This is a genomic window from Stenotrophomonas sp. 115C5, assembly GCF_056861055.1.
Map to the genome: position 1 here is coordinate 252,727 of NZ_JBSPUQ010000002.1, position 14,294 is coordinate 267,020.

The window sequence follows — 14,294 nt, forward strand, 5'->3', positions numbered from 1 at the left end:
GGGGAATCTTCCGCCGGCCAGCGGCCGGCACTACCGATCCTCCTCCAGCCTGGTGGGTGCCGACCGTTGGTCGGCACATTCCATCCACGCGTGGCGTGCACGGGCATTGCCAACCAAAGTTGGCATCTACCGAAGCGGGTCCCGTAGATCCACGCCCTGCGTGGATGCTCTTCGCCTACCGATCAATCGCCGGCAACGCATCCGACAACAACAACCGGTCAATCCGCCGCAGCGCACTTTCCAGCTGCCGTCGGTCCGCGGCCAGCCCCAGCGACAACCGCACGCCGCACTGGTGCGAGACCCCCGGCGGGCAGAACGCCGATGACGGCGCAATCGCCAGCCCCTGCAGATGTGCGGTACGCACCAGCGTGGCGTCGGTCCACGGCGCCGGTATCCGGCACCACGCATGCAGGCCTTCCGCGCGCTGCAGCAGCGAAGGTGCCAGCAGGTAGCGCGCCATGCGCGTGCGCTCGCGTGCCTCGGTGCGCACCTGGGCCAGCAGCGACTGGGCCGAACCATCCAGCAGCAGTTGGCTGGCCAACGCCGAGACCAGCGGATGCCCCATCAGTCGCGTCGCCCGCAACGCCGCCGTCATCGCCTCGGCATGCGCCGCGCTCGGGCAGCGCACGAACGCGGTGCGCAGGCCTGGGCTGATCACCTTGGACAGCGTCGCCACGTAGAACACATGACGCGGTGCCAGTGCCGCCAGCGGTGTAGGTGCATCTTCGGCAAGTTGCCAGTACGGATCATCCTCGATCGCCAGCAGGCCTTCGCTCTCCAGTACACGCGCCAGCGCCTCGCGCCGCTGCAGCGGCAGGGTCAGCGCGGTCGGGTTCTGGCAGGTGGGATTGAGATAGACCAGGCGCGCGCCGCTTTCGCGTGCCTGCCGCAGCAGCGCTTCAGGACACATGCCGTGTTCGTCGCCGTCCACCGGCAGCAGCCGCCGACCCAGTGCGGCGGCGGCCTGCAGCAGGCCCGGGTAGACCAGCGCATCGCAGAGGATCGTATCGCCATCGCGGCCCTGGCTGACCAGGATCGCGGCCAGCGCCACCTGTGCGCCTTCGGTCAGCAGCAGGCAGTTGTCAGCCACGACGCCCAGCATCGGCTGCAGCCAGCGCGCCGCGGCATGGCGATCAGTGGGGTTGCCGCCCCCCAGGTGATAGGTCATCAGGTTCGGTGCGTTGCTGCGCGCAAGCACGGCGGCGGCACCACGGCGCAGCGTCTCCGCCAGCGCGTCGGCATCAGGCACCGGCGGCACGTTCATGCTCAGGTCCACCACCTGGTCGAAGCCGGCCTTGGGCGGTGCGATGAAGCTGCCCTGTGGTCCACGCGCTTCGATCAGGCCACGCTTGCGTGCTTCATCGAAGGCGCGGGTGACCGTGGTCAGGTCGATGCCCAGCTGCTGCGCCAACGCGCGCTGCGAGGGCAGGCGCTGTCCCGGTGCCAGACCACCACGGCGCACCGTGCGTTCCAGCGAATTGACGATGCGCAGGTAGATCGGACCGCTGTGCGCGAGCACGTCCTGCACCCACTCGCGCGCTGCGACATCCGGTCGCGGCATGTACGGAGCATGTCGGGGCGTATCGTTGCTTCCAACGGCGGGAGCCTGTCCATAACCATCGGTCGGTTCGGACAGGTGACCGCCGTTGTTGTTTGCGGCGGCCACGTCGGCCGGCGTCAGTGATGTCATTGCGCGTCCTCAGCGCTTGGCCTGCCACGGGCAGTAGCAGCCCACGGCAAGCAGTCCTTTCGGGCGTACGGTCTCACCACGTACCAGCTTGTCCAGCAGCGGTTCGACGAAACTGTTGGCCGAGTTGCAGACCATGCCGATGCTGTACGGGCCGGCGTACGCCAGATGGCCGTGCCGGTCCCAGATGGCTACGGCAGGGCTGGCCGGGATGTGGTCGATGCCATCGATGGTCGGCAGGTTGATCACCTTGTTGCGCAGCGGCTCGGGCAGCTCGCCCTGTGTACCCGGGCGGCGGATCGCATAGAAGTCGATGCCGGCGCGGCGATACATGCTGATCAGGTAGCTCAGGTGGGCACCGGTCTCGCGGTTGCACACGCCGCAGGCCGGGTCCCAGAAATGCACCACGCGGATGCGGCCGGTATCTCCGGCCAGATCGGCCGGCAGGCGCAACTGCGAGTCGTCGAAGACGATGGCCTGTTCGGTGAACGTGGACTGCGCGCTGTAGCCGAAGTATTGCCACAGCGCAGCCGCCACGCCGGCCATGAACAGGCAGGCGAGGGCGATCATCGTCGGCAGCAGCCAGCGGCGACGCGGCGCGGCTGCGCCCATCAGGACGCGTCCCCGCCAAACTTGTGCACGTACTGCTTGCGCATCTCGCGGCAGGAGTCGGCCTGGGCGCGACGCTGGATCTCGCTACGCGACGGATCCTCGCTGCGCTGCAGGCACTGCTCGATGGCATGGCGTTCGGCGGCCTGTACGTCCACGGTCTGCGGCTGCAGGCAGACCCAGGCCAGCGCGGCCAGCATCAGCACAACAAAGCCACCGCACCCGGCCATCACCAGGTGGAACTTCAGTTTCTCGGCGCGCATCGATGCACGTCCCTTCATCCATACATTGCATACAAAATATCATCTTGTATGGATGTCGTGCCACGTGGATGGCTCAAACGATGGCGTTATGCCGGGCCTCGGGGGCTTCAGACAGGATCTCGTTCAGCTTGGCCAGCGCCCCGGCCAGCGCGCCCTGGTCGACCGCGCCGCCCAGCGACAGGCGGATCGCGTTGCCCGGCGGCGGTTCTTCCACGCTGAAGGCGTCGGAACTGGCGATGCCCAGCCCCTGCTCCTGTGCGGCCTGGATCAGCCGGTACTGGTCCAGCCGCGGCGGCAGCGGCAGCCACACGTGCAGGCCGGCCGGGTGCGCCCGCGCGCGGGACGGCAGGTACCGGGCAGCAATGGCCTGGCGCTCGCGCAGCTCCTGCTGGAAGCGCAGCACCATGTCCTGGGCCTGGCCGCTGCGGATCCACTGCGAGGCCACCGCCACCATCGACTGGGTCGGCATCAGCGCGATGGCGCGCAGCGCGTCCAGCACCGGTTCCATCGGCTCGCCGGCCGGTACTATCAGGTAAGCGGTGCGCAGGCCCGGGGCCAGGCACTTGGACAGGGTGGAGATGTAGTAGACCGGGCAGCCGGCGTCGCGATGGGCGGCCAGCGGCGGCGCGGCGTCACCGGCCAGCAACCAGTAGGGATCGTCTTCGATCACGGTCAGATCGTGGCGCTTGGCGACATCCAGCAGGGCCTGCCGGCGCTGCGCCGACATCGTTGCCGTGGTGGGGTTCTGGATGGTCGGCACCAGGTACAGCAGGCGCGGGCGGCGCAGCTGGCAGGCTTCTTCCAGAGCCTCGGGCAGCATGCCTTCGGCGTCCATCGCCACCGGCACCACGCCCCGCTGCAGCACGCGCGCGGCCGCCAGCAGGCCCGGGTAGGTCAGCTGCTCGGCGGCGATCAGCTCGCCTGGCTGGGTACGGGCCAGGATCAGCGCGCACAGCGCGGTCTGCGCGCCGGGGCAGATCACTACCTGGTCGGCACCCACCGTGCCCAGCATCGGCGCCAGCCACTGCACCGCGGCGGCGCGGTCCTCGCGGGTGCCGGCGCCAACGTGGTAGCTCATCAGTTCGCCCTGGCCCAGCTGCTGGCCCACGTGCTGGAAACCGGCCTCCATGCCCTGTGCAAAGGGCGCGCTGCCCAGCAGCGGCGGGATGTTCATGCTCAGGTCGACCGAGGTGCTGCGGTTGCCGGCCGACAGTGCGATGAAGGTGCCGCCGGCGCCCTGGGCGTCGAGCAGGCCGGCCTGGCGCAGCTCGGCGAAGGCACGGGTGACCGTGGTCAGGTCCACGCCCACCTGCTGGGCCAGGTCGCGTTGTGGCGGAAGGCGGTCGCCCGGGCGCAGCACGCCGTCATCCACCGCCTCGCGCACCTGCTGGGCAATCTGCAGGTACAGCGGGCCGGCGCCCTCGCGGAAGGGGCGGACCCAGGTGCGATTGGGATGTTTCAGGCGGCGGCCGGCGGCAGGTGGCGTCATCGGTCAGATTTTTCCATACGTGCAGATGCACAAGTCCATACAATGATGTATCTTGTATGGGCTTGATTGGAGTGGGTCGCCTTCTTGTAGGCGACCTCGTACCCACAGTGTAGCCGCTCCACGCCCGAGCGCTGCGCGCAGGCGAGCCGGTCAAGCGCGCTTCTTCAACAGGGTTGACCTCCAATGAATATCTGCTGGAACCGCATCCGCCTGGCGCTGGTCGCCCTGGCCTGCGTCGGCCTGTCGGGCTGTGACTGGGTGCTGCTGGATTCGAAGGGCATGGTCGGGCTCGCCCAGCGCGACCTGATCCTGATCTGCATCGGCCTGATGCTGATCGTGGTGATACCGGCCATCGTGCTGACCTTCGTGTTCGCGTGGCGCTACCGCGCCGGCAACACCAAAGCGAAATACATGCCTGACTGGTCGCACTCCACCAAGGTGGAGATCGTGGTCTGGGGCGTGCCGCTGATCATCATCGCGGTGCTGGCGGTGATCGTGTGGAAGTCGACCCACGAGCTAGACCCCTACAAGCCGCTTGACGTGGCCGGTGAGCCGCTGCACGTGGACGTGATCGCCACCGACTGGAAATGGGTGTTCGTGTACCCAGACCTGGGCATCGCCACGGTCAACCAGCTCAACTTCCCGGCCAACCGCCCGCTGGCATTCAACATCACCTCCAACTCGACGATGAATACCTTCTTCATCCCGCAGCTGGGTGGGCAGATCTACGCGATGGCCGGCATGCGCACGCAGCTGCACCTGATCGCCAACGAGCCCGGCCAGTTCCGTGGCATGTCCGGCAACTACAGCGGGCATGGCTTCTCGAACATGAAGTTCATCGCCACTGCCAGCAGCAACGAAGACTTCGAGCGCTGGGTGGCCGAAGTGCGCAGCGCGCCCGACGCGCTCAGCTTCACGCAGTTCAAGGCGCTGGCCGCGCCGTCGAAGAACGCACCGGTGCAGCACTTCTCCAGTGTTGAACCGCTGCTGTTCAAGAAGGTCATCGACCAGTTCATCGGCGTCGGTGAGAACACCGCAGCTGCTACCCCGGCGGGCGCTGCCGGCGGTGCCCAGGTTTCCCAGGAGTAACGAACATGTTGGGTAAATTGACGTGGGAGGCCGTGCCCCTGCACGAGCCGATCGTCGTGGTCACATTGGCGGCCATGGTGCTGGGTGGCCTCGCGCTGCTCGGCGCGGTGACGTACTTCAAGCTGTGGGGCCCGCTCTGGCGTGACTGGTTCACCACCGTGGACCACAAGAAGATCGGCATCATGTACGTGGTGGTGGCGCTGGTCATGCTGGTGCGCGGCTTCGCCGATGCGCTGATGATGCGCGCGCAGCTGGCCGCGGCTGGGCCGGGCAGTGATGGTTTCCTGCCGCCCGAGCACTACGACCAGATCTTCACCGCGCACGGCGTGATCATGATCTTCTTCGTGGCCACCCCGTTCGTGGTCGGCCTGATGAACATCATCGTGCCGCTGCAGATCGGCGCACGCGACATGGCGTTCCCGTTCCTCAACGCCTTCAGCTTCTGGATCTTCGTGGTCGGCGCAGCGCTGATGATGATCTCGCTGGGCGTCGGCGAGTTCGCCATGACCGGCTGGGTCGCCTATCCGCCGCTGTCGGGCATCGAGTTCAGCCCAGGCGTCGGTGTCGATTACTACATCTGGGCCTTGCAGGCGTCCGGCATCGGCACGTTGCTGACCGGCGTCAACCTGTTCATCACCATCCTGCGCATGCGTGCGCCGGGCATGACGTTGATGAAGATGCCGGTGTTCACCTGGACCGTGCTGGTCACCAGCGTGATCATCATCGCCGCCTTCCCGATCCTGACCGTGGCGCTGGGTGCGCTCACCCTGGACCGCTACCTGGACTTCAATTTCTACACCAACACGTTGGGTGGCAACCCGATGATGTACGTGAACCTGGTGTGGGCCTGGGGCCATCCGGAGGTGTACATCCTAGTGCTGCCGGCGTTCGGCATCTTCTCTGAAGTGACCGCCACGTTCGCGCGCAAGAAGCTGTTCGGCTACAAGTCGATGGTCGGCGCCACGCTGGCGATCGGCATCCTGTCGTTCATCGTCTGGCTGCACCACTTCTTCACCATGGGTTCCGGTGCCAGCGTCAATGCCTTCTTCGGCATCATGACGATGATCATCGCCATTCCCACCGGCGTGAAGATCTTCACCTGGCTGTTCACCATGTATGGTGGCCGCGTCGAGTTCAGCGTGCCGATGCTGTGGACCATCGCCTTCCTGGTCACCTTCACCATCGGTGGCATGACCGGCGTGCTGCTGGCCATCCCGGGCGCGGACTTCCTGCTGCACAACAGCCTGTTCCTGGTTGCCCACTTCCACAACACCATCATCGGTGGCGCGCTGTTCGGCTACCTGGCCGGCTTCGCCTACTGGTTCCCGAAGGTGTTCGGCTTCACCCTCAACGAGCGCCTGGGCAAGTGGTCGTTCGCCTGCTGGGTGATCGGCTTCTACCTGGCCTTCATGCCGCTGTACATGCTCGGCTTCATGGGCATGACCCGCCGCATGAACCAGTACGACAACCCGGCGTGGACGCCGTACCTGATCGCCGCCTTCATCGGTGCGCTGTTCGTGTTCGCGGGCATCATCCTGATGCTGGTGCAGATCTACGTGAGCGTTCGCGACCGCAAGCGCAACCTGGACCTGACAGGCGACCCGTGGAATGCGCGCACGCTGGAATGGGCCACGCCGTCGCCGCCGCCGTTCTACAACTTCGCGGTGGTGCCCAAGGCCGATGAGCTGGACGCCTTCCACGAAGCGAAGAAGCGCGGCCTGCCGCCGCCGCCGAAGAAGTACGCACCGATCCACATGCCGAAGAACACCGGCGTGCCGCTGATCCTCAACATCTGGATCCTGGTGCTGTGCTTCGCCCTGGTCTGGCACATCTGGTGGATGGCCGCGGCCAGCTTCATCGCGATGATCGTCACCCTGATCGTGCGGTCCTACGACGAGGACGTGGACTACTACGTCAGTTCCGAAGAGGTGGCGCGCACTGAAGCGGCCAACCTTGCCAAGCTGAAGGAGGTACGCGCATGAACCTGTTGACCCGCCCGGAGCTGGCCAGCGACACGCAGGCGCACGAGGACCACCACGAACACGACCACGGCCACGAACAGGGCGGCATGAAGGTGTTCGGCATGTGGGTCTACCTCATGTCCGACCTGGTGCTGTTCGGTTCGCTGTTCGCCTCGTACGCGGTGCTCAGCACCGCCTACGCCGGCGGCCCCACCGGCAAGGAGCTGTTCTCGCTGCCGTTCGTGATGGCCGAGACCTTCCTGCTGCTGGTCTCCAGCATCACCTATGGCCAGGCCGTGCTGGCGATGCATCGCCACGATGCCTCGGCGGTGCTGCGCTGGCTGGGCGTGACCTTCGTGCTCGGTGCCTCGTTCATCGGCATGGAGATCTATGAGTTCTCGCACCTGATCCACGAAGGCGCAGGCCCCAGCACCAGTGCCTACCTGTCGGCGTTCTTTGCGCTGGTCGCCACCCACGGCCTGCACGTGGCCAGCGGCCTGATCTGGATGGCGGTGGTCATGCACCAGGTCTACCGCCGTGGCCTGACCCCGACCAACATCACCCGCGTGTCGTGCCTGAGCCTGTTCTGGCACTTCCTGGACCTGGTGTGGATCTGCGTCTTCACCTTCGTCTACCTGATCGGAGCCTTCTGACATGGCCCACGTCGAAACCTCGCGCGCCGGCAATGCGCACGGCTCCACCAAGTCCTACCTGATCGGATTCGTGCTGTGCGCGCTGCTGACCGTGGTGCCGTTCGCGCTGGTGATGAACCCGGTGCTGTCGCGTCCGCTCACGCTGTTCCTGCTGGTCGGCTTTGCGGTGGCGCAGATCCTGGTGCAGCTGGTCTATTTCCTGCACATGGACCGCAAGTCCGAAGGTGGCTGGAACCTGGCCAGCTTCGTGTTCACCCTGGTGATCCTGTTCATCATCGTCGCGCTGTCGGTATGGATCATCTGGAGCATGCACTACCACATGATGATCAACTGACCGTGGCCGGGGTGATCGGCACGGATCGCGCGATCACCCCGGCACCTCAGCCCTCTTTTCCCCCAAGGGCAGGCCTGACCGAGACCCCGCCCGCATCTGCGTTGGTGGTACCCGTGAAGCGTCCTGCTGCTGTTGTCCGTTCGTTGTTCTCTCCCCGTTTCCGCCTGCCGCTGCTGGCAGGCCTGGCCATCGGCCTGCTGGCCGGCTGCAGTGCGCAGTCGCGCATGGACTTCTATTCCAAGGACATCGCCTGTGAAGAACTTGGCCAGCAGTGGTCGATGCCCGACAGCCACGGCACCGTGCGCGGCCCGAAGGACCTGCAGGGGCAGGTGACCTACCTGTTCTTCGGTTTCACCAGCTGCCCGGATGTGTGCCCGACCACCATGGTCGAGTTGAGCCAGGTGAAGCACCTGATGGGCAAGGATGCCGACCAGCTGCAGGTGGTGTTCGTCAGCGTCGACCCGGCGCGTGATACGCCGGAGGTTGCGCGCACCTATGTGGAAGCCTTCGACCCCAAGGCGATCGCACTGGTCGGCAACGAGGCACAACTGGCCGCGATGGCCAGCGACTTCAAGGCGTTCTACGAGAAAGAGCCCGGCCAGGTGCCGGAGACCTACACCATGAGCCACATCGCGGGCGGTTACGTGTTCGACCGCCAGGGCCGCCTGCGCCTGTTCGCGCCCTATGGCATGCCGGTGGACAAGCTGTTCTCCGACGTGCAGCGCCTGCTGCTGGAACCGGCACATCCGGCGGCAGGCAATGACGCGCTGGCCAGCTGCAGCCGCAAGCACAGCGACACACTCGCCGCGCGCTGACGTCACCTCCACCGCTGTGGGTGCCGACCGTTGGTCGACACGTGATGCATGAATCCGGTGGGTGCCGACCGTTGGTCGGCACACCCTGACACCAATCCCCCGGCCGGCCAGGAGAGCCAACCGGCCGGGGGCACCACTCAACGCCTTACTTGGTTTCTTCCCACTGCACCACGTCCGGTTCGGCCGCCTTGATGCCGGCGTTCGACAGCAGCTTGGTGGTTGCGTCCAGCGCCGCGTTCACCGACGGGTACTCCACAATCGCGCGGCCCGCGGCCTTGGATACCTTCACCACGGTGCCGCCGGTGGCGGTGGCCGCACGCTGGGCCGAGGCCGCATCGGTGAAGAACACCTTCACCCGAGAGGTCGCCACCACCGGTGCGCCGTCGTTGGAGACGGCGGCGGCGAACTTGCTGGCACCGGCATCCGCACGTGCGGCCACACCGGTAGACGCATCCGTGGACCGCTTGCTGCGGGTGCCGACGGCCGCCGCGCTGGCATCAGCCCCGGTGGTGATCCGGAACTGGCCGCCGCTGGCCTGCTGCACGCTTGCCGACGGCGCCAGCTGGAAGCGGGAGCCGCCCACATTGAACGAACGGCCTGTGGCCTCCGCCTTGAGTTGCTGCGCGTCTACGGTCGACAAGGTCTTCGCCGGTGGTGTCTGGCCCGAACTCTGGGCCCAGGCGGTGGTGGTCATCGCCGCGAGGGCGAGGGTGCTCAACAGAATGGTTGTCTTCATCATCAGTGCCCCAGAACGCGGATCTTGAAGAATTCGAGGTTGCCACGCGATGCAGCGTTCGCGGCCTGCCCCAGGTCGGTGACTTCCAGCGTCCAGGTGCCCGTGGCGTTCTCATCCAGGAAGGCATTGCTGGACAACAGGTCCCAGTTGGTGAAATTGCGCTGCACCCCACCGGTGCCCGAACCGATCCCGGTGAACGCCGGCTGCACCACGCTGCGCGTGCCACTGGGCGAGATCAGCACGAACTGCAGCTGGCGGGTGTTTCTGTGGTTGACCCGGAAGCCCAGCTGCACGCTCTCGATGCTGCGCGCACCATTGGCGACCTGGAAAGTCAGCCGCGCCGCGGCGGCCGAGGTATTGCCGATGGCCACGGTGCGCGTGGTGGTGCGCCAGCCGCTGTCGACCAGTGCACCCAGCGACTGGAAGTTCTCCGCGACCTGCACTGCGCGCGCAGCGTTGACCACACCGAAGCCGTACCAGTTGCTGTACGCGCGGCCGGCAGCGTTCACCGTCCAGCCTGGTACAAGCACGCGGCCATCAGCCAGTGTCACGGCCGCCAGGTTCGGGTCGTTGCGGGTGGCGGTGGTGGCCAGGATGTACTTCACATCGCGGTAGGAAAGGTTCGGGTTGGTCTCAAGCACCAGTGCCGCCACGCCCGAGACCATCGGTGTGGCTGCCGAGGTACCGTTCATCTTGCCGGTGTAGTTGCAGGTTCTGTCGATGGCCGACTGGTCGCCGTCCAATGTGTTGCGCAGGCTCGCGTTCTTGTTGCTGCCCTGCGCGCAGCCGGTGACATCGGTGGTGAGGATGGCCGGATCGTAACGGATCGCCAGCTGCCCCGGCACGATCTGCCGCTGCCAGCCGTTCTCGCCGCCGAAGGCCGACACCCACAGCGCCGAACCGGTGGACGAGTAGGACGAGCGCACGCCATCGGCGCGCACCGCACCCACGGTGATCACGTTGAACAGGTTGTTGCGCGGATCGCGGCCGGCTGGAACGCAGCCGGTGTTGCGGTTCTTGGTGTCATTCGAGCAGGTTTCGTAGCCATTGCCGAGGCTATCTTCCCAGTACCCGTTGTCGTGGTTGTTGCCAGCGGCTTTCACGTAGATGCCACCGCGCCCGCCACGGGTGCCGGACATGGCCTGCTCATAGGCAGTGATGTCGTTCTGGCTGTAGGCCAACGGCAGGCTGGGGTTGCCCGGGCTTGAGCCCCAGCTGTTGTTGAAGACCCCCACGTCGGCCACTTCGGCGCCATCCCACCATGAGTACTCGATGTTGGAATTCGAGTTGCCCTGGGCATTGGATGCCAGGAAATTGAAGCCCTTCAGGGTGGCCGCCGAGGCCACGCCGCGCACGCCCAGGTTGTTGGCGCCCACCGCACCGGCGATGCCGCCGACCATGGTGCCGTGATTGTCGCGGTCCGGATTGGACGGTGAAGGGTTGTTGCTCTGGTTGGCGAAGTTCTTGCCCGCGACTGCCGCGACGTTGGCGGCCAGGTCCGGGTGGGCAATCTGCAGGCCGTCATCGACGATGGCGATGGTGACGCCCTGACCACGGATGCCATTGCGGAACAGGCCATCCACGTTGAGATCGTTGCCGGCCACCGGCAGGGTATCGCCCAGTACGGCCTGCCCGGTGTTGAGCAGGTGCCACTGGCGTCCGGCCAGCGGATCGGCCTGCTGGGCCTGGGCGGTGACGGCCAGGCTGCCCAGTACCAGGGCAGTGGCCAGGGCCAGGCGCGCGGAGCGCGGTGGCGCGGAGCGTTGCGTGTGTCGCTTCATACACGAATCCTTCTGTTGTGAATCGGCATGGCAGGACGGCGGGGCGGAACTGCCCCATCGCAACGAGCCAAACGCGACACAACGAACAACCCCCTACCTCTTCACACACCCAATCTGCAGATGTGCCGATTGCGTCACAAACGCTTATGCCGCGGGGTAATGACGACTGCGCGTTCCTGTAGAGCCGAGCCCATGCTCGGCTGATCGGACGGTCCCGTGTGTAAAGCAGCCGAGCATGGGCTTGGCTCTACACAGGCAGTGTCATCGCGCGCCCTCACATCCGGCTGTGCTACTACAGCCCGTGCACCCTTCCGCGTCGGAGCACGATGATGGTCAATCCGCTCGCCCAGGCCCATCGCGGCCTTGGCACCACGCTGTTCAGCCTGTTGAACCCGATACCTTTCGGCTTCTTCGTCGGCGCACTGATCTTCGACGCGATCTATCTCAACAGCGCCGAGGTGATGTGGGGCAAGGCCGCCGCCTGGCTGATCACCTTCGGCCTGCTGATCGCCATCATTCCGCGCCTGATCAACCTGTTCACGGTCTGGCGCCGCAACGGCACGGCCACCCGCATCGATCGCATCGACTTCTTCCTCAATCTGGTCGCAGTGGTGCTGGCCATCTGGAACGCCTTCGTGCACAGCCGCGACGCCTATGCCGTTGCGGTGCCAGGCACGATCCTGTCGGCGCTGACCGTGGCCCTGATCGCACTGGGCCTGATCCTGCTGTCACTGCAGCCGCCGGTGCTGCAGGGAGGTCGTCATGGTTAAGCACATCCTGCCCACCGTGGCCGCGCTGGCTCTGGCCGTCACCCTGTCGGCGTGCGCGGGCAAGGCCGAATACCACCCCACCGACCAGTCGGGTGCGAAGCCACCGCTGCCGGCACCGAAGAACTTCCTGATGCCGCCGATGCAGGTGCCACGCGGCGTGGGCTGGGCCGATGGCCAAGCGCCCACGGTAGCCGAGGGCCTGAAGATCGAGCGCATCGCCGCCAACCTGCAACATCCGCGGCGCCTGCTGACCCTGCCCAACGGCGATGTGCTGGTGGTGGAGGGCAATGGCCCCGGTGAGGAACCGGTGACCACACCCAAGCAGTGGATCGCTGGCAAGGTGAAGGCGCGCTCGGGCAAGGCCGGCAAGGGCGGCAACCGGGTCACCCTGCTGCGCCGCACGCCGGGAACGAACACCTGGGTCCAGCACGTCTACATCGAAGGCCTGCATTCGCCGTTCGGCATCCAGCTGATCGGTGACACGCTGTACGTGGCCAACACCGGCAACATCATGCAGTACCACTACGTGCCCGGCGAAACCCGCATGTCCGACAAGGGCCGCGAGTTCACCGACCTGCCCAGCACCATCAACCACCACTGGACCAAGGAACTGCTGGCCAGCCGCGATGGCCGCAAGCTGTACGTGGGCGTGGGTTCCAACAGCAACATCACCGAGAATGGCCTGGCCGTCGAATACCGCCGCGCGGTGGTGCTGGAAGTGGACGTGGCCACCCGTGGCAGCCGCATCTTTGCGTCGGGCATCCGCAACCCGACCGGACTGGACTGGGAGCCGAGCACCGGCACGTTGTGGGCGGTGGCGAACGAACGCGACGAGATCGGTGCCGACCTGGTGCCTGATTACTTGACCTCGGTGAAGGAAGATGGCTTCTACGGCTGGCCCTACAGCTACTACGGCCAGCACGTGGACGAGCGCGTGCAGCCGCAGCGACCTGATCTGGTAGCCAAGGCGATCGTGCCGGACTACGCCATCGGCTCGCACGTGGCACCGCTGGGCCTGCTGTTCTACACCGGCCAGGCACTGCCGGCGCAGTACCACGGCGGCGCCTTCATCGGCGAGCACGGCAGCTGGGACCGCTCGCCGCTGAGCGGCTATGAAGTGGTGTACGTACCGTTCAAGGACGGCAAGCCGACCGGGCGGCCGCAGACTGTGGTCAGCGGCTTCGCCTCGAAGGACGAGAAGACGCTGATGGGTGCGCCGGTGGGTATGGCCATGGATGCAGAGGGCGCGCTGCTGGTCGCCGACGACGTGGGCGACGTGGTGTGGCGGGTGTCGGCCAAGTAGTTCTGTAGAGCCGAGCCCATGCTCGGCTTACGCGCGCAGCGCGGGGATTTCCGTGCACCGAACGAATGGCAGCCGAGCATGGGCTCGGCTCTACAGTTCCGCAGTACTGCTGCGGAACCCGCTGAACACCGACTCGGCAGCAAACCCGACGCCGCCCAGCAGCACGCCGAAATACACCACCGTGGCCACCACAAAGCCGTATCCGGCCGCTACCGCCGCGCCATCGCGCTGGATGAAGCCGATCGCAAAGGACATCAGCGCCAACGCCGGCAGCGTGTTGCTGAAGGGAATCGGCCCGGCCGGCGCCATCAGCAGCAGGGTCGCGAACACCAGCATCAGGTTGTTCAGGCGCATCATCTTCTTCGAGCGCACCATCACCGCCAGCCGCATCGGCCGCGACAGCCGCTCCATGCGGTGCACCCACTTCAGCGCACGGCCCAGGTTGGCCTTCAGCTTGTCGGTGGCGATCTCGCGGCCCGCCAGCTTCTGTGGCACCCACAGCGGGCGGTTGCGCACGCGGCTCAGGCCGATCAGCAGGATCGAGGCGCCAAACACGGTACTCAGCCCCGGAATCGACACCGGAATGATGAAGATGGCCGAGAGCAGGATCACGATCAGCAGCAGGCCTTCATCGCCCAGCGCGCTGAGCAGGGTGCCGACGCTCACCTGGTCGCCGGGCAGTTCGTCGATCATCTGCTCGATCTGCTGGGCCAGGGGCGCGCTGTCATTGGTTTCGGGGGCACGGTAGGTCATGCGTCGCAAGGTTCTCCAGGGAAGGGCGGTCAGCGGGCCGTCCTGCGGCGG

Annotated in this window: 14 protein-coding genes; 7 read left to right on the forward strand and 7 right to left on the reverse strand. The window is 66.1% G+C overall.

Annotated elements, in window-relative coordinates:
• Positions 1–175: 175 nt before the first annotated feature.
• Genes AC13FN_RS04560 through AC13FN_RS04575 form a run of 4 tightly spaced genes read right to left on the reverse strand, consistent with a single transcriptional unit; the run spans position 176 to position 4,048 of the window.
• The gene (locus tag AC13FN_RS04560) at positions 176–1,690 is read right to left on the reverse strand and encodes an aminotransferase-like domain-containing protein (RefSeq protein ID WP_482984587.1); all 1,515 of its coding nucleotides are present in this window, start codon (positions 1,688–1,690) and stop codon (positions 176–178) included.
• Positions 1,691–1,699: 9 nt separating this feature from the next.
• Positions 1,700–2,299, reverse strand: coding sequence for a DUF6436 domain-containing protein (locus tag AC13FN_RS04565; RefSeq protein WP_049435748.1), 600 nt, complete (start codon positions 2,297–2,299; stop codon positions 1,700–1,702).
• The gene (locus tag AC13FN_RS04570; RefSeq protein WP_227852303.1) at positions 2,299–2,577 is read right to left on the reverse strand and encodes a hypothetical protein; all 279 of its coding nucleotides are present in this window, start codon (positions 2,575–2,577) and stop codon (positions 2,299–2,301) included. Before AC13FN_RS04570 ends, AC13FN_RS04565 begins: the two co-directional genes overlap by 1 nt.
• A gap of 55 nt (positions 2,578–2,632) precedes the next feature.
• Positions 2,633–4,048 (reverse strand): aminotransferase-like domain-containing protein, encoded by a 1,416-nt coding sequence (locus tag AC13FN_RS04575; protein WP_482984588.1) that lies wholly within the window; start codon positions 4,046–4,048, stop codon positions 2,633–2,635.
• 183 nt (positions 4,049–4,231) lie between these two features.
• Here AC13FN_RS04575 and cyoA point away from each other — a divergent pair, with 183 nt between their 5' ends.
• The 5 genes from cyoA (at position 4,232) to AC13FN_RS04600 (ending at position 8,900) form a co-directional block, all read left to right on the forward strand.
• Positions 4,232–5,137: a ubiquinol oxidase subunit II gene (gene cyoA, locus AC13FN_RS04580; protein WP_049435746.1), complete on the forward strand. Its 906-nt coding sequence runs from the start codon at positions 4,232–4,234 to the stop codon at positions 5,135–5,137.
• A gap of 5 nt (positions 5,138–5,142) precedes the next feature.
• Complete coding sequence (gene cyoB, locus AC13FN_RS04585; protein ID WP_006474876.1) at positions 5,143–7,119, forward strand: cytochrome o ubiquinol oxidase subunit I; 1,977 nt, start codon at positions 5,143–5,145, stop codon at positions 7,117–7,119.
• Positions 7,116–7,751 carry a cytochrome o ubiquinol oxidase subunit III gene (gene cyoC / locus AC13FN_RS04590; RefSeq protein WP_082783343.1) on the forward strand — a complete coding sequence of 212 codons (636 nt, stop codon included), beginning with the start codon at positions 7,116–7,118 and terminating at the stop codon, positions 7,749–7,751. Before cyoB ends, cyoC begins: the two co-directional genes overlap by 4 nt.
• Before the next feature lies 1 nt (position 7,752).
• Entirely contained in the window at positions 7,753–8,085 is a 333-nt protein-coding gene (gene cyoD / locus AC13FN_RS04595) for a cytochrome o ubiquinol oxidase subunit IV (RefSeq protein WP_005411473.1), read from the forward strand.
• A 143-nt stretch (positions 8,086–8,228) separates the two neighbouring features.
• Positions 8,229–8,900 (forward strand): SCO family protein, encoded by a 672-nt coding sequence (locus tag AC13FN_RS04600; RefSeq protein WP_010482109.1) that lies wholly within the window; start codon positions 8,229–8,231, stop codon positions 8,898–8,900.
• Between the two features lie 145 nt (positions 8,901–9,045).
• Here the strand turns inward: AC13FN_RS04600 and AC13FN_RS04605 are convergent, their stop codons facing one another.
• On the reverse strand, positions 9,046–9,639 hold the full coding sequence (locus AC13FN_RS04605; RefSeq protein WP_478413019.1) for a S8 family serine peptidase: 594 nt from the start codon (positions 9,637–9,639) through the stop codon (positions 9,046–9,048).
• Positions 9,639–11,417 (reverse strand): S8 family serine peptidase, encoded by a 1,779-nt coding sequence (locus AC13FN_RS04610; RefSeq protein ID WP_482984589.1) that lies wholly within the window; start codon positions 11,415–11,417, stop codon positions 9,639–9,641. Before AC13FN_RS04610 ends, AC13FN_RS04605 begins: the two co-directional genes overlap by 1 nt.
• Positions 11,418–11,746: 329 nt before the next feature.
• Here AC13FN_RS04610 and AC13FN_RS04615 point away from each other — a divergent pair, with 329 nt between their 5' ends.
• Both AC13FN_RS04615 and AC13FN_RS04620 read left to right on the forward strand, forming a co-directional pair.
• Positions 11,747–12,187 carry a DUF2231 domain-containing protein gene (locus AC13FN_RS04615; RefSeq protein ID WP_010482106.1) on the forward strand — a complete coding sequence of 147 codons (441 nt, stop codon included), beginning with the start codon at positions 11,747–11,749 and terminating at the stop codon, positions 12,185–12,187.
• Complete coding sequence (locus AC13FN_RS04620) at positions 12,180–13,490, forward strand: PQQ-dependent sugar dehydrogenase (RefSeq protein ID WP_478413017.1); 1,311 nt, start codon at positions 12,180–12,182, stop codon at positions 13,488–13,490. Before AC13FN_RS04615 ends, AC13FN_RS04620 begins: the two co-directional genes overlap by 8 nt.
• Positions 13,491–13,580: 90 nt before the next feature.
• Here AC13FN_RS04620 and AC13FN_RS04625 read toward each other — a convergent pair whose 3' ends face one another.
• Positions 13,581–14,243, reverse strand: coding sequence for an exopolysaccharide biosynthesis protein (locus AC13FN_RS04625; protein WP_329760672.1), 663 nt, complete (start codon positions 14,241–14,243; stop codon positions 13,581–13,583).
• Positions 14,244–14,294 lie beyond the last annotated feature (51 nt).

Coding starts and splice junctions, on each gene's coding strand:
- AC13FN_RS04625 (WP_329760672.1), bottom strand. CDS start 14,243: ATGACCTACCGTGCCCCCGAAACCAATGACAGCGCGCCCCTGGCCCAG.
- AC13FN_RS04560 (WP_482984587.1), bottom strand. CDS start 1,690: ATGACATCACTGACGCCGGCCGACGTGGCCGCCGCAAACAACAACGGC.
- cyoD (WP_005411473.1), top strand. CDS start 7,753: ATGGCCCACGTCGAAACCTCGCGCGCCGGCAATGCGCACGGCTCCACC.
- AC13FN_RS04605 (WP_478413019.1), bottom strand. CDS start 9,639: ATGATGAAGACAACCATTCTGTTGAGCACCCTCGCCCTCGCGGCGATG.
- cyoB (WP_006474876.1), top strand. CDS start 5,143: ATGTTGGGTAAATTGACGTGGGAGGCCGTGCCCCTGCACGAGCCGATC.
- AC13FN_RS04610 (WP_482984589.1), bottom strand. CDS start 11,417: ATGAAGCGACACACGCAACGCTCCGCGCCACCGCGCTCCGCGCGCCTG.
- AC13FN_RS04620 (WP_478413017.1), top strand. CDS start 12,180: ATGGTTAAGCACATCCTGCCCACCGTGGCCGCGCTGGCTCTGGCCGTC.
- AC13FN_RS04570 (WP_227852303.1), bottom strand. CDS start 2,577: ATGAAGGGACGTGCATCGATGCGCGCCGAGAAACTGAAGTTCCACCTG.
- AC13FN_RS04565 (WP_049435748.1), bottom strand. CDS start 2,299: ATGGGCGCAGCCGCGCCGCGTCGCCGCTGGCTGCTGCCGACGATGATC.
- cyoA (WP_049435746.1), top strand. CDS start 4,232: ATGAATATCTGCTGGAACCGCATCCGCCTGGCGCTGGTCGCCCTGGCC.
- AC13FN_RS04615 (WP_010482106.1), top strand. CDS start 11,747: ATGGTCAATCCGCTCGCCCAGGCCCATCGCGGCCTTGGCACCACGCTG.
- cyoC (WP_082783343.1), top strand. CDS start 7,116: ATGAACCTGTTGACCCGCCCGGAGCTGGCCAGCGACACGCAGGCGCAC.
- AC13FN_RS04575 (WP_482984588.1), bottom strand. CDS start 4,048: ATGACGCCACCTGCCGCCGGCCGCCGCCTGAAACATCCCAATCGCACC.